General features: G+C 58.4%; 26 protein-coding genes and 1 tRNA gene. 8 read left to right on the top strand and 19 right to left on the bottom strand.

Going from position 1 to position 24623, the window contains the following annotated elements; all coding sequences use genetic code 11:
- Positions 1 to 14: 14 nt before the first annotated feature.
- From mltG to fabD, 6 genes are all read right to left on the bottom strand, one after another.
- On the bottom strand, positions 15 to 1166 hold the full coding sequence (mltG, locus tag ACS3QZ_RS05740) for an endolytic transglycosylase MltG (RefSeq protein ID WP_456036973.1): 1152 nt from the start codon (positions 1164 to 1166) through the stop codon (positions 15 to 17).
- On the bottom strand, positions 1167 to 2426 hold the full coding sequence (gene fabF / locus ACS3QZ_RS05745) for a beta-ketoacyl-ACP synthase II (protein ID WP_093094439.1): 1260 nt from the start codon (positions 2424 to 2426) through the stop codon (positions 1167 to 1169).
- A 149-nt stretch (positions 2427 to 2575) separates the two neighbouring features.
- Complete coding sequence (locus ACS3QZ_RS05750) at positions 2576 to 3319, bottom strand: 1-(5-phosphoribosyl)-5-[(5-phosphoribosylamino)methylideneamino]imidazole-4-carboxamide isomerase (RefSeq protein WP_456036974.1); 744 nt, start codon at positions 3317 to 3319, stop codon at positions 2576 to 2578.
- Positions 3320 to 3520: 201 nt separating this feature from the next.
- Positions 3521 to 3754 carry an acyl carrier protein gene (locus ACS3QZ_RS05755; protein ID WP_093094441.1) on the bottom strand — a complete coding sequence of 78 codons (234 nt, stop codon included), beginning with the start codon at positions 3752 to 3754 and terminating at the stop codon, positions 3521 to 3523.
- Positions 3755 to 3987: 233 nt separating this feature from the next.
- A complete protein-coding gene (fabG, locus tag ACS3QZ_RS05760; protein WP_456036975.1) occupies positions 3988 to 4725 on the bottom strand; it encodes a 3-oxoacyl-[acyl-carrier-protein] reductase in 738 nt (245 codons plus the stop codon).
- 75 nt (positions 4726 to 4800) lie between these two features.
- Complete coding sequence (gene fabD / locus ACS3QZ_RS05765; protein ID WP_456036976.1) at positions 4801 to 5742, bottom strand: ACP S-malonyltransferase; 942 nt, start codon at positions 5740 to 5742, stop codon at positions 4801 to 4803.
- Between the two features lie 160 nt (positions 5743 to 5902).
- Here fabD and ACS3QZ_RS05770 point away from each other — a divergent pair, with 160 nt between their 5' ends.
- Entirely contained in the window at positions 5903 to 7132 is a 1230-nt protein-coding gene (locus ACS3QZ_RS05770; protein ID WP_456036977.1) for a cytochrome b/b6 domain-containing protein, read from the top strand.
- A 69-nt stretch (positions 7133 to 7201) separates the two neighbouring features.
- On the opposite strand, the gene ACS3QZ_RS05775 is transcribed toward ACS3QZ_RS05770, so the two are convergent.
- Both ACS3QZ_RS05775 and ACS3QZ_RS05780 read right to left on the bottom strand, forming a co-directional pair.
- Positions 7202 to 7774: a YceI family protein gene (locus ACS3QZ_RS05775; RefSeq protein WP_456036978.1), complete on the bottom strand. Its 573-nt coding sequence runs from the start codon at positions 7772 to 7774 to the stop codon at positions 7202 to 7204.
- A 135-nt stretch (positions 7775 to 7909) separates the two neighbouring features.
- The gene (locus ACS3QZ_RS05780; RefSeq protein ID WP_131814380.1) at positions 7910 to 8404 is read right to left on the bottom strand and encodes a hypothetical protein; all 495 of its coding nucleotides are present in this window, start codon (positions 8402 to 8404) and stop codon (positions 7910 to 7912) included.
- Between the two features lie 277 nt (positions 8405 to 8681).
- On the opposite strand from ACS3QZ_RS05780, the gene rpsF reads away from it, so the two are divergent.
- The 5 genes from rpsF (at position 8682) to ACS3QZ_RS05805 (ending at position 11586) form a co-directional block, all read left to right on the top strand.
- On the top strand, positions 8682 to 9035 hold the full coding sequence (gene rpsF, locus ACS3QZ_RS05785; protein ID WP_093094447.1) for a 30S ribosomal protein S6: 354 nt from the start codon (positions 8682 to 8684) through the stop codon (positions 9033 to 9035).
- 26 nt (positions 9036 to 9061) lie between these two features.
- Positions 9062 to 9289: a 30S ribosomal protein S18 gene (gene rpsR, locus ACS3QZ_RS05790; RefSeq protein WP_008328567.1), complete on the top strand. Its 228-nt coding sequence runs from the start codon at positions 9062 to 9064 to the stop codon at positions 9287 to 9289.
- 11 nt (positions 9290 to 9300) lie between these two features.
- On the top strand, positions 9301 to 9921 hold the full coding sequence (gene rplI / locus ACS3QZ_RS05795) for a 50S ribosomal protein L9 (RefSeq protein WP_093094448.1): 621 nt from the start codon (positions 9301 to 9303) through the stop codon (positions 9919 to 9921).
- A gap of 176 nt (positions 9922 to 10097) precedes the next feature.
- Positions 10098 to 11102: a hypothetical protein gene (locus ACS3QZ_RS05800; protein WP_456036979.1), complete on the top strand. Its 1005-nt coding sequence runs from the start codon at positions 10098 to 10100 to the stop codon at positions 11100 to 11102.
- Complete coding sequence (locus tag ACS3QZ_RS05805; RefSeq protein WP_456036980.1) at positions 11095 to 11586, top strand: transglycosylase SLT domain-containing protein; 492 nt, start codon at positions 11095 to 11097, stop codon at positions 11584 to 11586. Before ACS3QZ_RS05800 ends, ACS3QZ_RS05805 begins: the two co-directional genes overlap by 8 nt.
- Before the next feature lie 3 nt (positions 11587 to 11589).
- Here the strand turns inward: ACS3QZ_RS05805 and ACS3QZ_RS05810 are convergent, their stop codons facing one another.
- From ACS3QZ_RS05810 to istB, 5 genes are all read right to left on the bottom strand, one after another.
- Positions 11590 to 12003 carry a DUF1330 domain-containing protein gene (locus tag ACS3QZ_RS05810; RefSeq protein ID WP_456036981.1) on the bottom strand — a complete coding sequence of 138 codons (414 nt, stop codon included), beginning with the start codon at positions 12001 to 12003 and terminating at the stop codon, positions 11590 to 11592.
- A 90-nt stretch (positions 12004 to 12093) separates the two neighbouring features.
- Positions 12094 to 12780, bottom strand: coding sequence for an aquaporin Z (gene aqpZ, locus ACS3QZ_RS05815; protein ID WP_456036982.1), 687 nt, complete (start codon positions 12778 to 12780; stop codon positions 12094 to 12096).
- Positions 12781 to 12938: 158 nt separating this feature from the next.
- Positions 12939 to 14273 (bottom strand): trigger factor, encoded by a 1335-nt coding sequence (tig, locus tag ACS3QZ_RS05820; protein WP_456036983.1) that lies wholly within the window; start codon positions 14271 to 14273, stop codon positions 12939 to 12941.
- A gap of 134 nt (positions 14274 to 14407) precedes the next feature.
- The gene (locus tag ACS3QZ_RS05825; RefSeq protein ID WP_456036984.1) at positions 14408 to 15757 is read right to left on the bottom strand and encodes a hypothetical protein; all 1350 of its coding nucleotides are present in this window, start codon (positions 15755 to 15757) and stop codon (positions 14408 to 14410) included.
- Positions 15758 to 16105: 348 nt separating this feature from the next.
- The gene (istB, locus tag ACS3QZ_RS05830; RefSeq protein ID WP_456036985.1) at positions 16106 to 16849 is read right to left on the bottom strand and encodes an IS21-like element helper ATPase IstB; all 744 of its coding nucleotides are present in this window, start codon (positions 16847 to 16849) and stop codon (positions 16106 to 16108) included.
- A 69-nt stretch (positions 16850 to 16918) separates the two neighbouring features.
- Between istB and ACS3QZ_RS05835 the strand changes: the two genes are divergently transcribed.
- A protein-coding gene (locus ACS3QZ_RS05835) for an IS3 family transposase (RefSeq protein WP_456035993.1) occupies positions 16919 to 18078 on the top strand; the annotation gives its coding sequence in 2 pieces (ribosomal slippage) (positions 16919 to 17168 and positions 17168 to 18078; 1161 coding nt in all).
- A 354-nt stretch (positions 18079 to 18432) separates the two neighbouring features.
- On the opposite strand, the gene ACS3QZ_RS05840 is transcribed toward ACS3QZ_RS05835, so the two are convergent.
- The 6 genes from ACS3QZ_RS05840 to ACS3QZ_RS05865 all read right to left on the bottom strand — a co-directional run bounded on the left by ACS3QZ_RS05840 (position 18433) and on the right by ACS3QZ_RS05865 (position 23591).
- Positions 18433 to 19794 (bottom strand): site-specific DNA-methyltransferase, encoded by a 1362-nt coding sequence (locus ACS3QZ_RS05840; RefSeq protein ID WP_456036986.1) that lies wholly within the window; start codon positions 19792 to 19794, stop codon positions 18433 to 18435.
- A 114-nt stretch (positions 19795 to 19908) separates the two neighbouring features.
- Positions 19909 to 20226: a hypothetical protein gene (locus ACS3QZ_RS05845; RefSeq protein ID WP_456036987.1), complete on the bottom strand. Its 318-nt coding sequence runs from the start codon at positions 20224 to 20226 to the stop codon at positions 19909 to 19911.
- Positions 20223 to 20852: a hypothetical protein gene (locus ACS3QZ_RS05850; RefSeq protein ID WP_456036988.1), complete on the bottom strand. Its 630-nt coding sequence runs from the start codon at positions 20850 to 20852 to the stop codon at positions 20223 to 20225. The genes ACS3QZ_RS05845 and ACS3QZ_RS05850 overlap by 4 nt, the downstream gene beginning before the upstream one ends.
- Complete coding sequence (locus ACS3QZ_RS05855) at positions 20845 to 21621, bottom strand: hypothetical protein (RefSeq protein WP_456036989.1); 777 nt, start codon at positions 21619 to 21621, stop codon at positions 20845 to 20847. The genes ACS3QZ_RS05850 and ACS3QZ_RS05855 overlap by 8 nt, the downstream gene beginning before the upstream one ends.
- 185 nt (positions 21622 to 21806) lie before the next feature.
- A tRNA-Thr gene (locus ACS3QZ_RS05860) sits at positions 21807 to 21882 on the bottom strand.
- A gap of 50 nt (positions 21883 to 21932) precedes the next feature.
- On the bottom strand, positions 21933 to 23591 hold the full coding sequence (locus ACS3QZ_RS05865; RefSeq protein WP_456036990.1) for an ABC transporter permease: 1659 nt from the start codon (positions 23589 to 23591) through the stop codon (positions 21933 to 21935).
- A gap of 87 nt (positions 23592 to 23678) precedes the next feature.
- Here ACS3QZ_RS05865 and ACS3QZ_RS05870 point away from each other — a divergent pair, with 87 nt between their 5' ends.
- Positions 23679 to 24554, top strand: a complete 876-nt coding sequence (locus tag ACS3QZ_RS05870) for a hypothetical protein (RefSeq protein ID WP_456036991.1) — start codon at positions 23679 to 23681, stop codon at positions 24552 to 24554.
- Positions 24555 to 24623 lie beyond the last annotated feature (69 nt).

Below are 24623 nucleotides of genomic sequence, written 5' to 3' on the forward strand. Positions count from 1 at the left end.
CAAGCCAACCTGCCTTACTGGTTCGCGCGCTCCGCCTCGATTTGACGCCATTTTGCGACGTTCTGGTTGTGCTCGGCCAATGTCTCGGCAAACGCGTGTCCCCCGGTGCCGTCGGCTACAAAGAACACATAATTTGTCTCATCCGGGTTCGCCGCCGCTTCAAGGCTTGCCTTGCCTGGGTTTGCAATCGGCGTGGGCGGCAGGCCGGTGATGACATACGTGTTCCACGGGGTCTCACGCCGCAGTTCGCTCTGCCGCAGTCCACGGCCAAGAACACCTTCCCCCTTGGTGATGCCATAGATCACCGTCGGGTCCGTCTGAAGCCGCATACCACGCTTGAGCCGATTGACAAAAACGCTGGCAACCTGGCGGCGCTCCTCGGGAACTCCGGTCTCCTTTTCGATGATCGAGGCGAGGATAAGCAGGTCCTGCGCCGATTGCAAAGGTACGTCCTGTGACACCCCTTCCCATGCAGCCGCAAGCAACACCTCTTGCGCATCTACCATGCGCTTGATCACGCTGGCACGGGTATCCCCGGCACGCACTTCATAACTGTCCGGCGCAAGAGACCCTTCCTCAGGGCGTTCAATCGCGCCGGTCAACAGATCAATGCCGTTGAGTGCATCCATCACTTGCCAGCTGGTCACACCTTCAGCCACGGAAATCCGGTACCGGGTATCCGGCTGGCTGCGCACCTCTGTGTAGCTCGTCGGAATTTCGTCTTCCTTGGGGTTGAAGGATGCAACCTCCACGAATTTGGTCGTCACTGGATCGAGTTCACGCACCTGAACAGACTGGCGGGTCACGCCAACACGATAGACCACCTCGGTCCCGCAGGTGCTCGCCCCCCCCTGCGTCACGATCTCCGTGATCTCTTCCATCGTTGCGCCCGCAGGGATCAGGAAGCTGCCTGCCTTGAGCGATGCAGACTTGTCCGAGTATTCGGCGCCCAAACGAAACAGCGTGCCACTGCGGATTGCGCCCTGATTTTCCAGGTTCTTCGATACCCGGCTCATGTTCGAACCGCGTTCGACCCGCAGACAGATCGCCTCCTCCAAAGGCCCTTCAGCCCGATATTGCGACTGCCCGAACAGGATCACCCCGCCCAACAGGAAAAGGGTCACGATCAGCAGCGTGATCGCGTTCGAGGCAATGGCGCGCCACATTTAGTCGACCTTTCCGAAGATCACCGATGCATTGGTGCCACCAAACCCGAACGAGTTCGACAGGGCCACGTTGATTTCACGTTCGCGCTTGGCATTGGGCGCCAGATCGACCGGTGTCTCGACCGCCTGGTTGTCCAGGTTGATCGTCGGCGGGGCCACCTGGTCGCGGATTGCAAGGATCGAGAAGATCGCTTCGATCGCGCCCGCCGCACCCAACAGGTGCCCGGTCATCGACTTGGTCGACGACATAGTGACCTTGCTTGCGGCGTCACCCATCAGGCGCTCCACCGCGCCAAGCTCGATCACATCCGCCATGGTCGAGGTCCCATGCGCATTGATATAGTCGATATCTTCCGGCTTCAGACCGGCTTTCTTCAGCGCCGCGCGCATCGAGCGTTCACCGCCTTCGCCATCCTCTGAAGGTGCGGTGATGTGATAGGCATCGCCCGACAGCCCATAGCCCAAAACCTCGGCATAAATCTTTGCGCCGCGCGCCTTGGCATGTTCGTATTCTTCCAGAACCACGATACCCGCGCCTTCGCCCATGACGAACCCGTCGCGATCCGCGTCATAGGGACGGCTGGCCTTGGTCGGCTCGTCTGCGTATTTGGTGCTGAGCGCCTTGCAGGCGTTGAAACCGGCAATCCCGATTTCGCAAATCGCGGCTTCACCGCCCCCGGCGACCATGACGTCGGCATCATCGCTGGCGATAAGGCGTGCCGCATCGCCAATGGCATGCGCCCCGGTCGAACAGGCGGTCACAACCGCGTGGTTTGGCCCCTTGAACCCGTACTTGATGCTGACCTGTCCCGAAATCAGGTTGATCAGAGCGCCCGGAATAAAGAAAGGCGATACGCGGCGCGGACCTTTTTCCGCCATCAACAGCGTTGTCTGTTCGATCGACTGCAAGCCGCCAATCCCCGAACCGATCATCACACCAGTACGCTCACGCCCCTCGGTGTCCTCTGGCTTCCAGCCCGAATCCTCAACCGCCTGAGTGGCAGCGGCAACACCATAAAGGATGAAGTCATCAACCTTGCGGCGCTCCTTGGGCTCCATCCAGTCATCCGGATTGAAGGTGCCATCGCTGCCATCGCCATACGGGACTTCGCAGGCGTATTTTGTGCCGACCCGCTCCGGGTTGAATCGGGTAATCGGTCCAGCGCCCGACTGCCCATCCAGGATCCGCGACCAGCTTTCTTCAACACCGCAAGCCAGCGGAGTAACGAGCCCAAGCCCAGTAATAACTACACGACGCATATGATGTGCCCTTCCTCAGAAGTCTTTTTTTGCTCATACCCCGCAACGCCCCCAATGGGCAAGAGCAACCGACCCCATGGGCGGGCATCCACCACAAGAAACGGCACGCCACGCGGAATGGGGCGCCGCGTATGTACGACCGTGCCCCCTTACTGGAACTCGGCTTTGGGCTCGGGCATGGGTTTCGCAACCTCAAGCGCTTCGGCAAGGTCGATATCCTTGGCATGGAGCGCCCGCCCCACCAGGGTTCCGCTGATATTGGCCACATATTTCAGGCGTGAGATGTCATCCAGGCTCCGCACGGTTCCGCGCGCGATGACAGGATGCGGCGTTGCCTCGGCGATTGCGGCAATCACGGCCAACTGCCCGTCCTGATCACCGATGTCGGCATCAATATCCGTCACGATCACCCCCGCCAAAGGCACACCCTCGTAGGCGCGGACAAAATCTGCCGGGTCCATGGCGCCGGCCTGCCGCCACCCTTCGGTCATCAACTTGCCCTGGTAGATATCAACCGCCAGCACGATCTGGTCCGGATAGCGTACCGCCATTTCCTGAACCAGTGCCGGGTCCTGAACCGCAAGTGTGCTGATGACGACACGCGCCACGCCCTTGTCGATCCAATCCTCGATCCGTTGCCGGGTTCGGAATCCGCCTCCGAGCTGAACCGAAGTACTTGCGCTTTGCACGATCTGTGCGACCAACGCATCGTTGTTGCCCTCACCAGCAACCGCGTCAAGGTCCGTCACATGAATGAACGGCACCCCGGCGCTGGCATAGGCCTGCGCTGTTTGCAGCGGGTCCACGTGCCAGATGGACGGTTCATCAAGACGCCCACGTGTCAGCGAAACACATTTGCCGCCCTGCAATTCGATAGTGGGATAAACGATCATTTTGCCCTCCAAGGATCAGGCCGCCCAACAAGGGGCCGCCTCCAAGAACATGAAAGACTATCACTACCAGAAGATATTCCCAAATCGGCGAAATGCGCTCCATTTCCGGCACCGCATCAAATTCGAACCATCTTGCCCAAAAGAAAAAGGCCCCTGCCTGGTGGCAAGGGCCTTTTCGGCGCTTCTGCAAGCGTCTGAAACTTAGGCAGCTTCCGAGATGAACTTCACGGCGTCGCCAAAGGTCTGGATGGTCTCGGCTGCGTCGTCCGGGATCTCGATGCCGAACTCTTCTTCGAAGGCCATGACCAGTTCCACGGTGTCCAGGCTGTCTGCGCCCAGATCGTCGATGAACGAGGCGTTTTCGACAACCTTGTCCTCTTCCACACCCAGGTGCTCCACAACGATCTTTTTCACGCGGTCTGCGACGTCGCTCATATCAATTCCTCATTCTTCATGGCCATTGGGCCCGTTGAAGTCCCACCCCCAAGGTGGGCTCTGGTTGTTGCCCCAAACGGGCGGTTCTTTGTCCGGCTCCCCGGCGTAACCCAAGCCTGCCTGAAAAGGGCACCCCCGGGAAAATCTGTGCCGCTATAACACATCCGCCTCGCAAGGCAAACGCTTTCGAACAAGGTGGCATGCCGCACCCCTGAGCGGGCGCGACAAGGTCGTCACAACATGGCCATTCCGCCGTTCACATGCAAGGTCGACCCGGTCACATAACCCGCTTCGGGGCTGGCCAGGTACAGGACCGCCGCTGCGATCTCGTCGGCTGTTCCCATGCGCGCGGCCGGGATTTGTGCATTGATCTTGGCTTTCTGATCATCGTTCAGCTTGTCGGTCATCGCGGTCGCGATAAAGCCCGGCGCCACCGCGTTCGCGGTAATGCCTCGACTGGCCACCTCATAGGCAATCGACTTGGTCAAGCCAACCATACCGGCCTTGGAGGCCGCATAGTTCGCCTGACCCGGGTTGCCCGTGGCGCCAACGATCGAGCTGATATTGATGATCCGGCCCCAGCGCGCCTTCATCATCGGGCGCATCACGCCACGACACAGGCGCATGGTCGAGGTCAGGTTCACATCCAGAACGCTCTGCCATTCTTCATCCGACATGCGCATGAAAATCTGGTCGCGGGTGATCCCGGCGTTGTTGACAAGGATATCGACGCCACCCATGGCTTCGATCGCCTGCTTGGGCAGGGCGTCGACCGCATCCGCGTCGCTCAGGTTGCACGGCAACACATGAGCCCGCTCACCCAGTTCCGCCGCCAACGCTTCCAGCGGCTCCACGCGGGTACCCGAAAGCCCAACCGTTGCACCGGCTGCATGAAGCGCCTTGGCAATCGCGCCGCCAATACCACCCGACGCGCCGGTCACAAGGGCGGTTTTTCCTGTCAGATCAAACATGTTCGTTTCCTTTGTTCATCGCGCCCTGTCCCTAGCGAGGACAACCGGCGCGGAAATTCCTGATTTTCTGGCCGATTACCCGTTCAGGCTCTCAACCGCCGCCGTGATGTCGTCGGGCGTTCCAACGGCTTTGCAGGCAATCGAACGGTCAATCCGCCGGATCATGCCAGATAGGGCTTTGCCCGCACCGATTTCCCAAGCCTCGGTCACACCATTCGCGGCCATCCACATCACCGATTCGCGCCAGCGCACCGACCCGGTAATCTGATCCACCAGAAGCGCGCGGATCGTCGTCGGGTCGTCAATGGCTTCGGCAACCACATTCGCCACAACCGGTACCGCAGGCGCAGTAATTTCCACCTGATCCAGCGCCTCTGCCATGACTTCTGCCGCCGGCTTCATCAGCGCGCAATGGAATGGCGCACTCACGGGCAACAACACCGCGCGCTTGGCACCCTGCGCCTTGGCCAGTTCCACTGCACGCTCAACGGCCCCCTTGTGCCCTGAAACAACCACTTGCCCCGGATCATTGTCATTTGCTGCCTGACAAATCTCGCCTTCTGCCGCCGCATTGGCCACGTCCCGCGCGGTGTCGAAATCAAGCCCCAGAAGCGCCGCCATGGCTCCCTGCCCCACAGGCACAGCCGCCTGCATGGCTTCGCCGCGCTTGCGCAGCAACTTGGCTGCATCGGAAATCGACAGCGCTCCCGCTGCCGCCAGCGCGGAATACTCGCCCAGCGAATGCCCGGCCACATAGGATGCCGCCTCGATCCCGGCACCTTCTGCCTCAAGCGCCTTCATTGCCGCCAGCGACGTCGCCATCAGTGCAGGCTGCGCATTCTGCGTCAAAGTCAATTCGTCCTGAGACCCCTCCCAGATCAGTGCACTCAGCTTTTCCCCGAGGGCGTCATCCACTTCGTCAAACACGGCCTGCGCTGCCGGGTAGGCTTCGGCAAGTGCCTTGCCCATGCCAATGGTCTGCGCTCCCTGTCCGGGAAAAACGAATGCTCGGCTCATGGACGGTCCTCCTAATTGCTTGTCCCGCCGGGAATACCCTGCACGGCGACGGGGCGCAACGACCTTGCGCATGTCCGCACCGCAACTGTGCGGTACCTGCGATTGCCCAGCCCGCGCCGCGTCTCCATCTAGCAGCCACACAGCAATTTGGATCACCGCCATGACATTGACCAATACCACCCGGAAATTCGGTGCCGTCACCAAGACATTCCACTGGTTGACCGCCCTTCTGATCCTCTCCGCCCTCGCGCTGGGGATTGCCGCGACGCAGGCCCCCTATACCGACGGAACCGAGCTGGCCCGCAAGGCGTGGCTCTTCTCGTTGCACAAAACCATCGGCGTCACGGCCTTTCTTGTCGCGATCATGCGTATTGCCTGGGCCCTCACCCAACCCCGCCCCCGGCTCCTGAACGGCAACCAGCGGCTCGAAGCCATTGCCGCCGAAACCGCACACTGGATACTCTACGGGGCCATGCTGCTTGTGCCCCTCACGGGCTGGATGCATCACGCGGCAACCACAGGTTTCGCACCGATCTGGTGGCCTTTTGGCCAATCCCTCCCGTTTGTGCCCAAAAGCGAAAGCTTCGCCAGCCTCATGGGCGGATTGCACTTCACTTTCATGCTGCTGCTTGTCGCGACCATCGCGGCGCATGTCGGCGGAGCGCTGAAGCATTTCTTCCTCGACAAGGACCAGACCTTGCAACGCATGTTGCCGGGCATGCGCTCCAACGCGCTTCCGACCACGGAGCAACCGGGACATGTTGCGCCCTTCCTGGCGGCTCTGACCGTCTGGGCGGGCGCTGTTGTCATTGGCGTTTGGGCCTTCTCACACCCCACCGAAAACCCGGAACAGACGCCCCAACTGGCCAAAGTTGCGTCGCAATGGCAGGTCGAGTCCGGCACGCTGGACATCTCCGTGCGCCAAATGGGAAGCGACATCCGGGGAGGTTTTACCGACTGGACGGCAGAGATCACGTTTGACGAAACGGCTCCCGACGGACAACACGGAGAAGTACGGGTGCAGGTGAGCATTCCGTCCCTTGAACTCGGATCCGTTACCGGCCAGGCTCTCGGTCCCGATTTTCTCGATGCAGGGTCTCATGGCGTGGCGGTCTTCTCGGCGGATATTCTCGCTGACGACCAAAACTATGTGGCCCGCGGTGCTCTGTCGCTCAAAGGGGCTACAATGCCCGTTACCCTGCCTTTCGAACTGACCCTGGAAGGTGACCGCGCCAAGATGTCCGGTCAAGTGACACTCGATCGGAGAGATTTCGGAATCGGTGAAACAATGCCAGACGAAACCACACTTGGCTTTTCGGTTCAGATCCATGTCGCCCTGACCGCGACACGTGGAGACGTCGCGCCGAACCTGTCCGAAGCCGGCTCCTGACTCTCCTGAAAACTAAAAAGGCCGCCGACACATCCGTCGGCGGCCAATTTTTTGTTTTGGGCGGCCGGCTTACTCCGCTTTCATTGCCTCGATCGAGATATTCAGCTGCACCTCGTCGCTGACATAGGGGGCGAACATGCCCAACCCGAAGTCGCTCCGCACGACCGACGTCGTTGCCGAGAACCCGGCCCAATCCTTCTTGGCCATCGGGTGTTCGCCCATCTGGTTGAGCACCGCGTCCAGCACCACCGGCTTGGTGACACCATTCATGGTCAGGTCCCCGGTAATCTTGGCGGTGGTCTCACCCGTCACTTCGATTGCGGTTGAGGAAAACGTCACCATGTCGCCTTCCTTGGCACCGAAGAAATCTTCGGACATGAAGTGCCCCGAGCGCTCGTCCCATCCTGTAATCATCGACTGGACCGGCATTGAAACGCTGACGGCCGAGCTTGCCGGATCTTCCTTGTCAAAAAGGATTTCCCCGTCAAATCCCGAGAACATGCCGTATGTCGTCGAGTAGCCGAGATGATTGTAGGAGAACATGATCTGGCTGTGGCTGGGGTCCAGAACGTATTTTACCGGCGCCGCAATGCCTGCGGTCGCGCCAACGGCAAATCCGGCGGCAAGAAGAATGGATTTCATGAGTAGGCTCCAAGTTGAGTTGCGTGTGTTGATACGCCGCCTATTTGCGTGTCTGCGCACGCGCACTCAACTCCGAAGCAGACCACAACTATTGTGGAAAATTGAACATTGCCGAGACCTTGAATTTCCCCAAGGTTATGCGGGGAAAATAGCCTGGCTGCGCAACTGCGCGATGGCGTCCAGTCGGGCATGCGGACCATCCAGCGGCATCGAAACCAGTTCGCGGCCATGATCGTCCTTCACTTGCAGCAACGTGTCGGTCACGTCAACACGGGCGATATCCTCGTAATTGATCGACCGGGTCACATGTTTGCGGCCACGCGGCAGCGACTCGTAAACCAGAAGCTGGCGGTTGCGTGCATCGAAATGCAGTTCCATGCGTGGTTTTTCCGTTGCGATCTGGGTCATGCCCACACCTGCCGTCACCATCAAGATGGACAAACCCATCTTTGCCAGAAGAACGTTCGGAGTCATGTCCAACCCCGGCACCAGCCATATGCCCGTTCCCGCCCAGATGAAGCCGAACCCGAAAATCACGGACGCGGCGCGGATCGGCATCGAATGCCCCTTGCCTTCGACCGTGGCAACGCGAGAGCGGGTTTCTTCCATGAAATTCGTCAGCGCAACCATGCCACTGATCTCCTTGCTGGCGGGTGTTCGTGCAGTTGCAAACATCATCCCGATCAATTCCGGCAAGAATGGGGCATCAGTTGGGAAATCACCAAACGGCGCGCCCTATTTTCGGGGTTTTCCGCGCATCTTTCCAACGGGGTTGCGCCCCGCCCGATTTCCGCTATACAGCGCCATCCTTTCGCAATGACATGAACCGCGCAGTCTCTCGTGGGCAGGGCGCGAAAGGGACACGGCCCTGCACTTTGAAATGCGCCTGAAAATGAATGGAGAGCACATGCCGCTTTACGAGCATGTTTTCATCTCGCGCCAGGATCTGTCCAACGCGCAAGCAGAAAGCCTCATCGAACACTTTGGCACCGTTCTGTCGGACAATGGCGGCAACGTCATCGACAGCGAGTACTGGGGTGTCAAGACGATGGCCTACAAGATCAACAAGAACCGCAAAGGCCACTATGCCTTCCTGAAAACCGACGCCCCCTCGGGAGCCGTTCAGGAAATGGAACGCCTGATGCGCCTGCATGATGACGTGATGCGCGTTCTGACCATCAAGGTCGACGAGCACGCCGAAGGCCCCTCGGTCCAGATGCAGAAACGTGACGACCGTGGCGACCGCCGCGAGCGCCGCTGATCAGCTTGAAGAAAGGACACTAAGTCATGGCTGCAAAACCGTTTTTCCGCCGTCGCAAGGTTTGCCCCTTCTCGGGCGACAACGCACCCAAGATCGACTACAAAGACACGAAACTGCTTCAGCGCTACATCTCTGAGCGTGGCAAGATCGTGCCGTCGCGTATCACCGCCGTATCGGCCAAGAAGCAGCGTGAACTGGCCCGCGCCATCAAACGCGCCCGCTTCCTCGCCCTGCTGCCCTACGCCGTCAAGTAAGGAGAAAGCACATGCAAGTTATCCTTCTCGAACGCGTGGCCAAGCTCGGCCAGATGGGCGACGTTGTCGACGTTAAGCCCGGTTACGCCCGCAACTTCCTGCTGCCGCAAGGCAAGGCCCTGACCGCATCGGACGCCAACATCGCGTCGTTCGAAGCCCAGAAAGCCCAGCTCGAGGCACGCAACCTGGAAACCAAGAAAGAAGCCGAAGCACTTGGCGAACGCCTGGCTGGCCAGCAATTTGTCGTGATTCGCTCCGCATCGGATGCCGGCGCCCTTTACGGCTCGGTTACCCCGCGTGACGCTGCTGACGCTGCCACCGCAGGTGGGTTCTCGGTCGACAAGAAACAGGTTGCCCTGGCACAGCCGATCAAGGAACTGGGCCTGCACATCGTGCACGTGGTCCTGCACCCCGAAGTTGACGTGACCATCGAACTGAACGTTGCCCGCTCGGAAGAAGAAGCCGAGCTTCAGGCATCGGGCAAGTCGATCCAGGAACTGGCCGCCGAAGCTGAAGCCGAAGCAGAATTCGAAATCGCCGAACTGTTCGACGATATCGGCGCTGCCGCATCGGACGACGACGACATCATCGAAGACGCTCCGGCCGAAGAAGAGGCAACCGAAGAGAAGTAATTTTCTCAGTGGTGCTGAAATCATGGGCCATGCCCGGCTTTGTCCGGGCATGGCCTTTTTTATTCCCCGATCCTGTTTCATACTGGTTCCAAACGGCGGAACGCGTCGTCAGAGCAGAAGGTGCCAGTCACACCAATGGAACCGAAACAGCCCATTCAGATCACCCGGTGTCGCGCATGAGCGACCTCGTCATCCTGCACAATGTCAGCCCACATATCGGTTGGGCTCCCATCAACCATCTGATTTCACTGGCGTGTTCCGAACTCGGCGCTACCGCCATACGGGCGCCTGAAAACACGTCCCGGCTGGCCCGGCAAATGGCCCGGCTGCGCACACGCCGCCACTCCTCGGGCAAGCCGCACCTGCTCTACATCGCCATGACGGCTGCCGACCTGCGGCACGCCATCACGTCGCCCGGTTGGCGTGATGGGTATGACAAGGCCGCCGTCTGGATCATTGACAGTTTCCACACCGACCTTGCCAACCCGCGCGACCTGCGCGGCCAATTCGATCAGGTGTTTGTCACCCGCCCCAATGACATGGATGCCTTTGCCATCGCTTCAAGGCTTCCCACGCAATCCCTGCCGTGGGGCAGCGATGTTCTGGGCCTGGGCAGCAGCAGTCCGGACCGCGATCTGGACCTGTTGCGGGTCGGTCGCCAGCCCGCCGCCTGGGAGGATGACGATGACACCGCCACGGACTGCGCCGCGCGGGGTATTTCCTTCCACGGACGTCCCCCCATGGGCACCTCAGAAGACGAGATGGCCCATCTCTTCGGCTGGTATCGGCGCGCCAAATTCGTGCTGGCCTCTTCCAACCTCGTCTCCCCTGCTGCTTATGTCCACAAAACTCAAGAATACGTGACGGCCCGCTGGACCGACGCGCTGGCCAGCGGCGCTATTGTCGCGGGCGTGCCTCCCCGAACGGATCGTACGCTTGGCGCCATCCTCTGGCCCGAGGGGCTGCTCGACATCCCCCTCACCTCCCGCGCGGACGGGCTTGACGTGATTGCTGACGCGCTTCGCCACTGGTCCCCCGAGCTGGCGCACTATAACCACCTTCAAGCGCTCAGAAAACTGGACTGGCGCCATCGCCTTGCCGTCCTCGCCGACTGGTATTCCTTGCCTGCCCCAGCCCTTGAAAAATCGCTGAAGACATTGCAGGAGACCGACCATGCCTAACACCCTGACGCGCCGAAACATGCTCTTGATGCTCGCTGCCCTGCCCGTTGCCGCCTGTGGCGGAGGAAGAGAACGCCGCCAAGCCCGCAAGGACAGAAAACGCGGCGAACCTCCGCTCTACCCCAATGAAACACCCGAGCTGCGCAAGCTGATCAACAAATACGCCGATAAAAACGACGTGCCCCGCTCACTCGTGCAAAGGGTTATCGTGCGTGAAAGCACCCACCGCCCCACAGCGCGCAACGGCCCCAACCTTGGCCTGATGCAGATCCAACTGCCCACGGCCCGCACCATGGGCTATCGCGGCAACGCCGCGGGCTTGCTGGATGCAGAAACCAACCTGAAATACGCCGTCAAATACCTGCGCGGTGCCTATATCGTGGCCGATTACGATCACGACAAGGCGGTGCAGTGGTATGCGCGCGGCTACTATTACGAAGCCAAGCGCAAGGGATTGCTCAAGGAAACCGGCCTCAAGTCGTAAAACTTACGACCCGAAATTCTCGCCAACACTCTGCGGCATCATGCGGATCAGGCGGCTATCCTCAACCGCGGCCTGACGATGCTCGACCGCCTTGCGATACTCCGGCACCTTGTGCATCTGAGAAAAGGCCTCAACGCTCGGATATTCAGCAATAAAACAAAGATCCCAGTGCTTTTCCGGCCCGATCAGCATCTGCTCCATCTTGCCCCGCCACACGATCCGCCCGCCAAGCGCATGAAACACCGGCGCGCTCTCTCGCCCATAGGCGGCATAGGCTTCCGCCCCACTTGCTTCGCGCCCATCGGCATACTCGGCCTTCTCGCGCAGCTTGATCAGGTTCAGCATGTGGATCGGCCCCTCGCGATCATTCTCGCGAAACGCATCGTAGTCCTTCTTGTCAAAAGTCGTGTATCCCATGGTGCCCTCCTCTGTCAGAGACAACCCTAACAGGCCAACGCACCATGGCAAAATTGACGGGACGTCACGCGAACGCCCCGTCATCTGCAGTTAGTCGGTATCCATTGCCTTCCAGATAACCGCGCCAAGCACGGCCCCGATCAAGGGCGCGACCCAGAACAACCAAAGCTGCGCCAAAGCCGGTCCGTCAGCAAAAAACGCGACGCCAGTCGAACGCGCGGGGTTGACCGAAGTGTTGGTGATCGGGATCGAAATCAGGTGGATCAGCGTCAATCCCAAGCCAATCGCAATCGGTGCAAACCCGGCGGGCGCGCCTTTCGACGTGGCTCCAAGAATGATGACAAGGAAGAACGCCGTCAGCACAACTTCGGCTACCAGCCCTGCGACCATGCCATAGCCCTGCGGTGACGCGTCGCCATAGCCGTTGGAAGCAAAGCCCCCTGCGCCTTCAAATCCTGCCGCGCCCGAGGCGATCACGTAAAGCACAATGCCTGCAGCCAAGCCGCCAACGACCTGCGCGACCCAATACGGGATCAACTCCTTGCCGTCGAACCGGCCCGCAATCATCAACCCAAGCGATACGGCCGGGTTGAAATGCCCTCCGGAGATGTGTCCAACCGCATAGGCCATCGTCATCACTGTCAGGCCAAAGGCAAAGCTGACTCCCAACCAGCCAATCCCGACATCGGCGACACCGGCGGCGTAAATCGCGCTGCCACAGCCCCCAAAGACCAACCAGAACGTGCCGAAAAACTCGGCCATCAATTTCTTGCTCATGCGCCCCTCCTCTGCTGTTGCGCATAGCCAGACTAACACGAAACCCGGAAATCGATGCGCGGGGAATTCGCTTCGGGATTTCACCGGCGCAGGACAGAAAAAAGCCCGGAGCCGAAAGGCTCCGGGCCACCAACCCAGAAGGATGGATTGTTTCAGACTTATTCTTCTTCCAGCTCTTCAATGGCCTTCTGCAGGTCTTCCTTCGAGACCTCCTTGTCAGCCACTTCCGCCAGTTCGAACACGTAATCAACAACCTTGTCTTCGAACAGCGGCGCGCGCAGCTGCTGCTGCATCTGGGCGTTTTGCTGAACGAATTCAAAGAACTGACGTTCCTGACCCGGGTACTGACGTGCCTGGTTCATGATCGCTTGGGTCATCTCGGCGTCGGTCACCTCAACCTCGGCTTTCTGGCCCAGATCGGCCAGCAGAAGCCCAAGGCGCACGCGGCGTTCCGCCAGCTTGTTGTGCTCGTCGGTGGGCTCGATCTCGGGGTGATCGTGGCCTTGTACGTCCGGGTTTTCCTCGTGCCACAGCTGATGCGCGATCTGGCCGGCTTCAGCTTCCACCAGAGATGGCGGCAGCTCGAACGACACCAGTTCGTCCAGCTTGTCCAGCAATGCGCGCTTCATCACGGCGCGGGCAGCACCGGCATACTCGGCTTCCAGACGCTCGGAGATCTGCGCCTTCAGGCCTTCCAGATCTTCGGAACCGAATTTCTGAGCAAGCTCGTCATTGATCTCGGCAGCAACCGGCTCTTTGACTTCCTTGATAGTGCAGGTGAACACGGCTTCCTTACCGGCCAGGTGCTCGGCCTGATACTCTTCCGGGAAGGTGACGGTCACGTCTTTTTCTTCCTCGGCCTTCACGCCAACCAGTTGCTCTTCAAAGCCGGGGATGAACTGGTTCGAACCCAGCACCAGCGGGAAATCTTCCGCCGAACCGCCTTCGAACGCTTCACCGTCAACTTTGCCGACGAAATCCATTACGACCTGATCGCCGTCCTTGGCTTTCGAGCCCTTGCGGCGCGCTTTGAAATCCTGCGCGGTTTCCGCGAGATTGCCCAGTGCTTCATCCACGGCGGCGTCATCGGCTTTCACGACCATTTTCTCAAGGCTGATGCCTTTGAGTTCGACTTCCGGGATTTCGGGCAGCGCTTCATAGGACATTTCGACTTCAACGTCGCTGCCCGGTTTCCACTCTTCGCCGTTCTTCATTTCGACTTTCGGCTGCAGAGCCGGTTTGTCGCCCGACTCCTCGAAATGCTTGTTCATGGCACCGTCGATGGCTTCCTGCATGGCTTCGCCCAGCAGACGTTCGCCGAACTGCTTCTTCAGAAGCGGCATCGGGACCTTGCCCTTGCGGAAACCCTTCATTTCGATTTCCGGCTGCGCTTCGGCCAGCTTTTCGTTCACTTTTGCGTCCAGTTCGTCGGCCGTCACAACAATGTTGTAGCCGCGCTTCAGACCTTCGTTCAGCGTTTCGGTAACCTGCATCAGGAGTCCCCATAAGTGGCAGCGCGCGGGGGAAGGCCCGCGCGCAATCAAAAAATCTGAGTTCTTCTAGAGTCCGTGTTGAGCCAGCGCAAGGGGCTTTGCCCTAGATTCCAGCGCTCATTTGCCTGTTTCGCCTAGCCTTGCCACAATTCTTCAAGAATGCTGCGGTGCTGTTGCAGTTTGCGGAACTTCCATCGCAGCCCAAAGCTGACGGTTTTGATGTCTCTGTGCTTCACCAATCCACCGCCAAGATATGAATGCAACCGGTATCCTAGGAAGAGTTCCAGGTCCTGCTTGTCCAGCGTCTGCACCACGCCAATTCCGTAGGACTGTCCCCGCCCCCCCGTCGCGGCCGTGTCAAAAGACTCGTAGTAATCGACAGAAAACGCGGTATCCCCGATCCCGAAATAATCGCGCCGCACACCCAATTTCATATACCCGTAATGGCCAAACCCATCCCGGCTGCCCGTGGCGAAGGTCGCATTGAGTCCGCTTGGTCCATGCAAAAGACTGAACGACCCCGCCGCCTGACCTGCAGTCCCGCCCGTACCGTCATCGACATTCGAAACGCCGAAACTACCCGCCAAGGTCACATTGCCGATCTGGTTGCGATAAAACAGTCCGGCATCCTGCAGCGCATCGTTGAGAGTCACGTTGCGCTGGAAATCTTCCTTACCGATAGAGACTGCAAACCGCAGCCCTCCCAAAACCCCGAACCGGATCTCCGGGCTGTCCCAGCGCAATCGAACAGAGCGGCCACCATCAAAGGTAGGAAAAACATCCGTAATCCGCACCGAACTCAGGGTTCCGGAGGCCGTTCTGAAGAAATACCCCCCCGCGATATCCGAGATACCGACGTAGTTTGCCAACGATGTCCCGGACAAATCCGTTTCCGCAACCCCATCCGACCCCATACTCCCCTGACCAAGGGACAGCCGGCCCCATCGCTCAGATTCGATAATCGCCTCGGCCTTGCGAACGCTGTGGCTGCTCCAGTCAAACATGGCCGGTGTGTACAATTGACTGATCGCGGCCGACTGGCGCAGTCCCAATGAAACCTCGAAATTGCCCTTCAGTGTGGTCTGCCCGTCCAGCGCCTGCGCAAAACGCACACCTACCCGTCCCCCCGAACTCGAGGAATCCGCAAGGTTTGTTGCGCGAGACACCCCGTCGTCCGCAGTCAGGATCATGGGTGAAAAATGGCCGTAAAACCTGAAACGCTGTTCCGGCTCCTCGGCCAGGGCCTCCGGGGATGCGCAAACAACGCCAAAAGCCGCCGCCAAAACCGCGCCGTACCGCTTCCTACTCCTGTCCAACCGGTTCTGCAAAACGCTCTCCAGGGGCCGAGCAACACCCGTTCTGCCCCACAAGGTTTCCACAAGTTCAAGAAACGAGGCGAACTTGGTTCGGGTCAAGAAAAAACCGATCCGCCGGAGAATTTGGGATATACCCCGGACCCACTCCAAAACAAAAACCTGCGCCATTCCCGGCGAGCCTATGAACTTCCGTAAGCAGGAAATGGTGCCCTACACGACACACCCGAACGTGACCCTGCCAGAAACTATTTCTGAAAATAGATAGTTACCTATAGGTGGATTTCGGGCCTGTTACGCTCGGGGTGTTCGGCGTGTTACAACGTCGGGTAATAAATCTGTGTTTTTTTTGTTGTTTAGTGGAAGAGACCACCTGGAAGCTCAAGGGCACCATCAACATCCGAAAATCCTTGGGCCGATATCGGGTCTGGCGCATCAATTTCGCGCCTAAGAAGCTGCACTGTTGATTTCCGCTGAGAAGTGACCCGGTATTTTCACCGAGAACTGACCCACCTTCGTTTATGTCTCAGCGGTCATGTTGTGGTCAATGCGGGTGTCTCCTTTCTCTTTTTTTTTTGCGGCTTCTGAGCTGGCTTTGTAGCGGTAGCTGTCGTTGCCGGTTTCCAGGATGTGGCAGCGGTGTGTGAGCCTGTCGAGAAGCGCTGTGGTCATTTTTGCGTCGCCGAAGACCTGGGCCCACTCTGAGAAGCTGAGGTTGGTGGTGATGACCACACTGGTGCGTTCGTAGAGTTTGCTGAGGAGGTGGAACAACAGCGCGCCGCCGGATGAACTGAACGGCAGATAGCCGAGTTCGTCGAGGATGACCAAGTCGATCTTGGTCAGCATCTCGGCCAGTTTGCCGGCCTTTCCGAGCGCCTTTTCCTGCTCCAGGGAGTTGACGAGTTCCACCGTCGAGTAGAAGCGCACCTTGCATCTGTGATGCTCGATGGCCTGGACGCCGAGAGCTGTGGCGATGTGGCTTTTGCCCGTGCCGGGGCCACCGATCAGGACGACGTTTTCCGCGTTCTCCATGAACTCGCCACGGTGCAACTGCCGAACGCTGGCCTCGTTGATCTCGCTGGACTTGAAGTCAAAGCCTGCGAGGTCCTTGTAGGACGGGAAGCGCGCCACCTTAGTTTGGTAGGCAATGGACCGGACTTCCCGTTCGGCCATTTCCGCCTTGAGAAGTTGGGACAACATTGGCGTTGCCGCTTCGAACGCCGGTGCGCCCTGGGCAACGAGATCGTCAACGGCTTGCGCCATGTGACCTGCCCCCCAAATTCTCCCTCGTTCTGATGTAGAGTTTGCTCAACCTTTCGAAGGAGCAAACAGATGCGAAAGAGCCGTTTCACGGAAGCGCAAATCATTGGGATGATCAAAGAGCAGGAAGCAGGCATGCCGACAGCGGAGGTGTGCCGCAAGCACGGTCTCAGCCAGGGCACGTTCTACAAGTACAAATCGAAGTATGGCGGCATGGAGGTGTCGGATGTCGCTAAGCTGAGGGCGATGGAAGACGAGAACGCCAGGCTCAAGCGCCTTCTGGCAGATACGATGCTGGACAATGCCGTTCTGAAAGACTTGCTGGGAAAGAACTGACGACGCCAACCGAACGGCGGGATGCAGCGCTCAAGGCGATGCGGGATCATGACATCTCGCAGCGCCGAGCGTGCAGGCTCGTTGGTGTCGATCCCAAAACTGTCAGGCGTGAACGCCCGCCCGACAATCCTGAGATCAGGGAGGAGATGAAAGCCGTCGCAGTCCAGCGGCGCCGGTTCGGCTATCGGCGGATCGGCGTTATGCTGGAGCGCAAGGGGATGATCATGAACCACAAGAAGCTGTACCGCCTCTACACGGAGGAGAAGCTGGGCGTCAGGCGACGAAGGGGTCGCAAACGGGCGCGGGGATCGCGGACGCCAATGCCCGAGGCTCTGAGGCCCGGCGAACGCTGGTCTCTGGACTTCCTGTCCGACACGTTCGGGGCATCGCGACGGTTCCGCATTCTGGCGGTGAACGATGATTGCTGCCGCGAGAACCTGTGTCTGATGGCCGATACCAGCATCTCGGGTGCCCGTGTGGCGCGGGAACTGGATGCGCTTGTCCGGGTCTATGGTAGGCCCGCCAGCATAGTCAGTGACAACGGCACCGAGTTCACCAGTCGGGCGATCCTGAAATGGGCGAACAACAACGGCGTCGATTGGCATTACATCGATCCGGGCAAGCCCCAGCAGAACGCCTTCATCGAGTCCTTCAACGGCAGCCTCCGGGACGAGTTGCTGAACGAGGAGATGTTCGACAGCTTGGAAGATGCACGGCGAATTCTGGCCCTCTGGCGCTACGACTACAACAACGTCAGGCCGCACTCATCGCTCGGCAATCAAACACCCGCGGAAGCGCGCCGGGCGCTTGAGCCAAATGAGGGCTCCGCGCCCGGCGCGCTTGCCCAAACCGAAACCGAAGAATATGAAAACCAGACCCGCAGACTCTCGTTTTGAATGAGGGACCATCGGGGGGCAGGTCACTACCCCTGCGATTTCATTGTGACGTCACCGAGTACGGATGTGGTGTGCGTAGGATTTGCGCGGTATGACTCGACACGCGGCGGGGCGCAATCAGACGATAGAACTGGCGGAAATGCCTTCAAGGTTGCTAAGGCCCAAGAATTCTATCGCGACACCGGAAAGAAGTTCCGACTCCTTTTTGTTTCCGACGGTCCGGGCCTAACACACCGGGACACATGGGAAGAAGCGTGCCAGCTGGACGATGCTTGGGACGGAAACGTTCGAGTAACGACGCTCAAACTTGCGCCTCAAAGGGTCACTCAAGATTGGCTGCTGTCGGGCTAGAAGTCAGATTTTCGAGATGCGTCCAATTTCTTGGGCTTCGGTTTCGAGGAGAATACTATCGACCAAGAAATTGAAATCTGGCGCTGCCCACGTCGTTGCTTGAGCAGTTGGCTGATCTTGAACTGCTTCCTTCGAAGAAAACAAATCTACAACATCGGCTTTTGGTTTGCGATCCACGTAGTCGCCCATTGGCTGGACGCCGTGCCGCAGCCGTCTGATCGTAGTTTCGGCAGCGGTAAAGGACTCGTCGAACCCAATCCACTTTCGTCCAAGATCGTGCGCTGCATGAAGGGTTGATCCGGAACCGCAAAAGGGATCAAGAACAACGTCACCAGGTTCCGTGCCTGATGCAACAATGACCCGAAGCATTTCGAGGTTTTTTTCCGTCGGATAACCAGTGATTTTGATACTTTGGTGATGTGCGTCCCGGAACTTCGACCAATAGTCTGTCAGCGGCACTCTCTTGTCGTCGCCAAGGTAAACCTTACGCCTTGGATTGCCGTTTCTTGACCAGTGCATTTCACCAATACGGTCGAATTCGTCCAGTTTCTCCGGTGCGTATTGCCAGTGTTTGCCGGGTGGGGGCATTTTGCCTCTCCAAGGTTGTCCCGTGGCACCGCGCCGTGTGCCCGGCGCGTGCACTGGAACCAGCTTGTAGCGGCCCTTCGCATCGACCTTGTTGTACTCTCGTTCAATCCAATCCTGCTCCGGTTCCTCAGTCGGTTGGAACCATTTGAACTTGGCTGACTTTGAATAGAACAAGATGTAGTCGTTGATATTCGGGTAACGATTTCGCGTAAAATTCTTACTGCTGCACTTCCTCCGAACAAGCAAGTTTTGAAAATTGCTCGGCCCGAATACCTCATCGAGAATTGCTTTGACGTGAAACAGCATCTGGTGGCCGATATGGAGATAAAGAGTCCCTTCGTCTGCCATAGCTTCCCTAATTAGAATCAAGCGTCGCCGCATAAATTCGAGGTAGGCAGCAGGTGCCCTATTGTCTTTATATGCGTGTTGTAGCTGTCGAGAATGAAACTCCATCCCAGTGCCGTAAGGTGGATCCAAATACACCAATGACGGACGCACACCACTTTCGATCAAGCCGTGAAGCGCGAAGAAGTTGTCCGAAAGAACAAAGCTATTTGGCTCAACATCGACGCTTCGGTGAGTTCTCCCATCCTTTGCCACTGCGGAAAACTCTGTGTTCAGCGGCGCAAGCACGTCGCTCTTATTAAGTTTGTTTGGATAGCTCAACTCGACCTTGGCATCCTCAGAAGGCAGCGGATGCGGGTCTTCATGCAGTGGGCGCGCAGCAGTGGTCGCGTCATCACCGTGTTTCTCTTGCTGTGTAATGCCCGTCGCCATGCCAATATCTCGCAATTTTGGTAACCAGTTTGCACCACATATAGCGGTAGCAGACATGCTGCGAAACAGGAATTTTGCTTCACATGGCGTCAACGTTTGTGCGCAGCGGTCCTTCTAGAGAGGAACGCCGAGATATTGGATTGCGGCGTCGCTGTTGCCACGCCCAGCGGTAGCGTTTGCCACACGACGCAGGTTCCGTTGTGTCACTATCGCACGACTTCTGGCCCGATCAGGCGCTTCGGGCACAGTCGAATGCTCATAAACGTGGTAGAACCGGGTCTCGTCCTCAAGCCGCATCTTTGAGAGCAAAGGCTTGATCTGGGAGTAGAACAGGATCGTTTCACTTTGTTGATCGGGGTATTCGGAGAACAACTTCCAGAGATCGGCTTCCTCAAGTACACCGTCTGCTGTGTCCCATTCGATCTTGTTCATGGTGCCCTCGGATTAGCTGAAACGGTCAATGGACGAAGCGGTCGGACACGGTTTAGAAAGTCGCTTCCATAGCATTCGAACGCTTGCTGAACCCGTTCAATGATACGGGCGCGGGTTTCATCGCTCGAAGGGCGTTCGGCGGCGACAATAGTTCGCTGACGTTTCACGGTGACATAGACGAACTCGTCGTCTGCCGCCGTCTCGGCAACATCCCATCCATCGGGTAGAGTCTCCACCAGAGCCGCTTTCGCATCGTCGATCTCGGTTGCCTTGATTGGTGCATCAGCATTCCGCAGTGCGGCTTGTTCCTGTGCGACCATCGCGTCGCAAGTGGGGATGAGAACAGGGGCGATCTCACCTGTTTCCTCGAATGTTTGGACTGCTTGCTCTATCTCGTCTCTGTTCGCGCGCAGGGACAGCAGCTTCTTCCTCAGGTCAACAAGTTGCGACAGTAGCTTCTTGCGGTCTCGCTCAACTTCCCTGATTTCGCTGTCCGCCTCTTGGATTGTCGTCGAGAACAGGTCGTCGAATGCTGGGTTGTGCTCGCCGGATAGCAACCTATGCATCGAAAGCTCGGGTGACTCGCCGTCTGGGTGATAGAAGAAACCGTCGCGCAGTTCAGTCATCTGCGCCTCCGAATGTCGGAATGTCAGAACCGAGTGTGCGTTCGACCAGCACACCGCGACCATGGGCATGACGGAAGCAAACGGGACTGGTCGAGAAGTCTATTTCATCCGCAACGCGGATCATGTCGAGGAACGCTTTGCGGTCAAAGCGCATAACGCGGTCAGCGTTGCTCAAGAAGGGGGGCGAGGTTTCCAATGTCCACGTTTTGCCGTCGCGGCTCATTCGCGAAACAATTTCTTGCTCGTTTAAGTAGGTGTCTTCAGCCAATTTTGCGCCGCCGTGCCTCCTCCGAATTTCGCGCCGCGCCGCGTTCGTTATCTCAACCCCTTGGTTGAAGTGGCGGTAGTGACCTAACGCATCAACTGCCATCTGTCGATGCGTGTTGCCGGGCAGCAAATTTGGCAGCCTGACAAAAAGCTTCTGTCCGTCGCGCCACTGAAAGCACAAGTCGTCGCGGTCAACATATACCTCAGTAGGCGATGCCTTGAACGCCTCAAGCATTCGGATCGTCTCAGAACTGAACCACCGATCAGGAAGTTCCAGACTTCCCGGATCATACTCAATGACTAGGCTGGTCGTCAAAACGTATAATTTGCCTGCGAGTAGCCCTACTTGCTTTTCGAAGTCCATACCGTTCGGCTTGACGAATGGCCGCAGGAAAGCGAGGCCGCTCACAAAGTTTGCTGGCAGCGCATAGCGATCCCCACTCACCTCTATGGGTGAGAGCGGCTGTGCATAAGGGCGCGTATCTGTCAGCGTCTGCAACATGAGTGTGGCGATGTAAGTCTCTGGTGGAAATGAATTTGTTTCCCAACCGTTAACCAAAAATTCTTACCAAAGCGTTAACAGAATCAATGCGCGGTGAAATCAATGCGTGTTTGAAAAACGTTTGAAAAACATGGCGCATCAAGATTGCTGCGCTTCTGTTTTTCATTCATTTTCAAGAGCTTAAGTGGTGCCCCCACACGGACTCGAACCGCGGACCTACTGATTACAAATCAGTTGCTCTACCAGCTGAGCTATAGGGGCACTGGGGGGCGATTTAAGCGGAAATATCCGCCCCCGCAAGTGCAAAATGTTCATCGGTTGGCCCGCGCAAGCAAACCAACCGCAACCAGTCCCACCAGCACAATCATCACCGCTCCGGGGCTCGCATCCCCAAGGTTTTCAAGACTTGCCTGGTCGTGCACCCGCGTGGCCAGCGTGTCGAAATTGAAGGGGCGCAATAACATCGTGGCCGGCAATTCCTTGACGCAATCGACAAAAACCAAAAGCAGCGCCGACCCGATGGAAGCCCGGATCAGCGGGTAATAGACTTCAATAAGCGTCTGGCCCTTGCTGCGCCCGAGAGACCGGGCTGCCATCGCAAGGCTTGGAGAAACACGGCCCATGGCGCCGTCCGCCGCCCCTTGAGCAATCGCAAAGAAGCGCACACAGTAAGCCAGCACCAACGCAAAGCTCGATCCCGTCAGGATCAGCCCGGCATAACCGCCCGTCACCGCCTCGATGGCGTCGGCAAGCCTGTGATCCAATACCGCGAGCGGGATCAGGATCCCGACCGCCAGAACCGCCCCCGGCGCGGCATAACCAATTGTCGTCAACGGAAGCAGTAGCCGTGGCAATGTCTTTCCGGACAAGCGCACCCCATAGACAAGGAATACCCCGGCCAGAACCGTCACGATGGCGGCAATTCCGCCGACCCGGACCGTGTTCCACAGGGCGCGCACGAGTTCGGGATCCGTCCAGCGCTCCGCATTGTCAATCGCATGCCCCAGAATCACACTGAAAGGCAGAACAAAGCCTACGAGGAACGGAATCAGGCAGGCCAGCGTGGCGATCCAGCCCCAAATCCCGCGCAATTGTGTCTGCGTGGGCGGACGGTGGCGCGTCGACAGGCTGAAAAACTGGATCCTGCGGCGACTGGTCTTTTCCAGCGTGACCAGGAGGATGACCAGAACCAATACGACGGTGGCAAGCTGCGCAGCGCCCCCCGCGTTGTTGCTTTCAAGCCAGACGCTGAAAATCCCCGTGGTCAGGGTCTGTACCGCGAAGTAATCCACCGTACCGAAATCGTTGACCGTCTCCATCATCACGATGGCCGACCCGGCTGCGATCGCGGGGCGCGCCAGCGGAAGACCGATCCGCCAGAACCGCGCCAACGCCCCGGCCCCCAAAGACCGGGCCACTTCCTCGCCCTCACCGGACTGTTCGCGATAGGCCGCCCGAGACAGGATATAGACATAGGGGAACAGGGCCGCCGACAGGACAATCACCGCCGCGCCCATCGACCGGATCTCCGGGAACCAATAATCGCGTGCCGTTTCCCATCCGAACAGGGCACGCAGCCCGGTTTGCACCGGACCTGCATACTCGAGAAAATCAACCAGCGCATAGGCCCCGACATAGGCCGGGATCGCCAGCGGCAACAGCAATGCCCATTGAATCCAGCCAACGCCTGGAAACCGGTAGCGCGTCACCAGCCAGGCGGCCCCTGCCCCCATGCTTGCCGCAAAAAAACCGACCGACACCATCAAAACGATCGTATTGCGCAAATAGCGCGGAAGCGTCGTCGACAAGAGGTGCGGCCAGATATTGTCCGCCGGATGAAAAGCCATCCAGAAAACGGCGAGGATCGGGGCAACCACGATAACGGCAATCGCCAGCGCCCCGGCAGACCAAGGGCTGAACCCGAGACGCGGCATCGCTTTCCGGCGCAAATGTGTGTCGATTTGTTTCATCGCCCCTCAATTGCCTGAATCTGGTTTCACTGTCCAGAAACGAAGATATAATGATGTCGACCACACAATAAGAACAGCCAGAGACACATGCAGGTTGCCCTCCACGTCGGAGCCCATTTCACCGATGACGACAAGCTCATCAAGAGCCTCGGCAAAAACACCGAGGCACTGGCCTCTCAGGGCGTTGCGATCCCCGCACCCTCTTCATATCGCCGCCAGATCCGCGAACTGCTGAACACCGATCGCGGCGGCACCCCACCCGCGGACGCGCGCGCTCAGTTGCTTGCCAACATGTCCCCGGACATGACCCCGGATCGCATTGTGCTGTCGAACAGCAATTTCTTCGGCGTACCGCGCGGCGTGATCCGTAACGATCAATTGTACCCCACCGCCGGCGAACGTCTGGTCTATATTGACGAACTGTTTCAGCCGGACCAACTCGAAATCTTCCTTGCCATACGGGATCCCGCCACCTTCCTGCCGGCCATAGTGAACGGTAGCCCGGTCGAAACGATCGAAGAAGCAACCGATGGATCGGTGCCGATGTCCCTGCGCTGGTCAGAGCTGGTCTTGCGGATGCGCGAGGCGCTTCCCCATGTGCCGGTAACAGTTTGGTGCAACGAAGACACCCCTCTGATCTGGGAAGAGGTCATGCGCGAACTCGCCGGGCTCGACCCCACGGTTGCGCTCGAAGGCAGCACCGATCTTCTGAGCGATATCATGTCCGAAGAAGGCATTCGCCGGTTCGGCGACTATGTCTCAACGCATCCCGGCCTGACCGAAATTCAGAAACGTCGTGTCATCGCGGCTTTCCTTGACAAATTCGCACTCGAGGATGAACTCGAGGAAGAGCTTGACCTACCGGGTTGGACCGAAGACCTGATCGACACACTGACCGAAGCCTATGACGAAGACGTGTTCCAGATCGAACGCATTCCCGGTGTAACCCTGATCACCCCCTGACATTTGCTGCTCAAACAAAAAACGCGCCCGAAAGAGCGCGTTTCTTCGTGTTTGGAACCGACAAGGACC

The sequence above is a fragment of the Shimia sp. W99 genome (assembly GCF_053851455.3).

Bases quoted from the DNA above. Each gene is read 5' to 3' on its own strand.
- mltG (WP_456036973.1), bottom strand. From the start codon at position 1,166: ATGTGGCGCGCCATTGCCTCGAACGCGATCACGCTGCTGATCGTGACC.
- fabF (WP_093094439.1), bottom strand. From the start codon at position 2,426: ATGCGTCGTGTAGTTATTACTGGGCTTGGGCTCGTTACTCCGCTGGCT.
- ACS3QZ_RS05750 (WP_456036974.1), bottom strand. From the start codon at position 3,319: ATGATCGTTTATCCCACTATCGAATTGCAGGGCGGCAAATGTGTTTCG.
- ACS3QZ_RS05755 (WP_093094441.1), bottom strand. From the start codon at position 3,754: ATGAGCGACGTCGCAGACCGCGTGAAAAAGATCGTTGTGGAGCACCTG.
- fabG (WP_456036975.1), bottom strand. From the start codon at position 4,725: ATGTTTGATCTGACAGGAAAAACCGCCCTTGTGACCGGCGCGTCGGGT.
- fabD (WP_456036976.1), bottom strand. From the start codon at position 5,742: ATGAGCCGAGCATTCGTTTTTCCCGGACAGGGAGCGCAGACCATTGGC.
- ACS3QZ_RS05770 (WP_456036977.1), top strand. From the start codon at position 5,903: ATGACATTGACCAATACCACCCGGAAATTCGGTGCCGTCACCAAGACA.
- ACS3QZ_RS05775 (WP_456036978.1), bottom strand. From the start codon at position 7,774: ATGAAATCCATTCTTCTTGCCGCCGGATTTGCCGTTGGCGCGACCGCA.
- ACS3QZ_RS05780 (WP_131814380.1), bottom strand. From the start codon at position 8,404: ATGGTTGCGCTGACGAATTTCATGGAAGAAACCCGCTCTCGCGTTGCC.
- rpsF (WP_093094447.1), top strand. From the start codon at position 8,682: ATGCCGCTTTACGAGCATGTTTTCATCTCGCGCCAGGATCTGTCCAAC.
- rpsR (WP_008328567.1), top strand. From the start codon at position 9,062: ATGGCTGCAAAACCGTTTTTCCGCCGTCGCAAGGTTTGCCCCTTCTCG.
- rplI (WP_093094448.1), top strand. From the start codon at position 9,301: ATGCAAGTTATCCTTCTCGAACGCGTGGCCAAGCTCGGCCAGATGGGC.
- ACS3QZ_RS05800 (WP_456036979.1), top strand. From the start codon at position 10,098: ATGAGCGACCTCGTCATCCTGCACAATGTCAGCCCACATATCGGTTGG.
- ACS3QZ_RS05805 (WP_456036980.1), top strand. From the start codon at position 11,095: ATGCCTAACACCCTGACGCGCCGAAACATGCTCTTGATGCTCGCTGCC.
- ACS3QZ_RS05810 (WP_456036981.1), bottom strand. From the start codon at position 12,003: ATGGGATACACGACTTTTGACAAGAAGGACTACGATGCGTTTCGCGAG.
- aqpZ (WP_456036982.1), bottom strand. From the start codon at position 12,780: ATGAGCAAGAAATTGATGGCCGAGTTTTTCGGCACGTTCTGGTTGGTC.
- tig (WP_456036983.1), bottom strand. From the start codon at position 14,273: ATGCAGGTTACCGAAACGCTGAACGAAGGTCTGAAGCGCGGCTACAAC.
- ACS3QZ_RS05825 (WP_456036984.1), bottom strand. From the start codon at position 15,757: ATGGCGCAGGTTTTTGTTTTGGAGTGGGTCCGGGGTATATCCCAAATT.
- istB (WP_456036985.1), bottom strand. From the start codon at position 16,849: ATGGCGCAAGCCGTTGACGATCTCGTTGCCCAGGGCGCACCGGCGTTC.
- ACS3QZ_RS05840 (WP_456036986.1), bottom strand. From the start codon at position 19,794: ATGGCGACGGGCATTACACAGCAAGAGAAACACGGTGATGACGCGACC.
- ACS3QZ_RS05845 (WP_456036987.1), bottom strand. From the start codon at position 20,226: ATGAACAAGATCGAATGGGACACAGCAGACGGTGTACTTGAGGAAGCC.
- ACS3QZ_RS05850 (WP_456036988.1), bottom strand. From the start codon at position 20,852: ATGACTGAACTGCGCGACGGTTTCTTCTATCACCCAGACGGCGAGTCA.
- ACS3QZ_RS05855 (WP_456036989.1), bottom strand. From the start codon at position 21,621: ATGTTGCAGACGCTGACAGATACGCGCCCTTATGCACAGCCGCTCTCA.
- ACS3QZ_RS05865 (WP_456036990.1), bottom strand. From the start codon at position 23,591: ATGAAACAAATCGACACACATTTGCGCCGGAAAGCGATGCCGCGTCTC.
- ACS3QZ_RS05870 (WP_456036991.1), top strand. From the start codon at position 23,679: ATGCAGGTTGCCCTCCACGTCGGAGCCCATTTCACCGATGACGACAAG.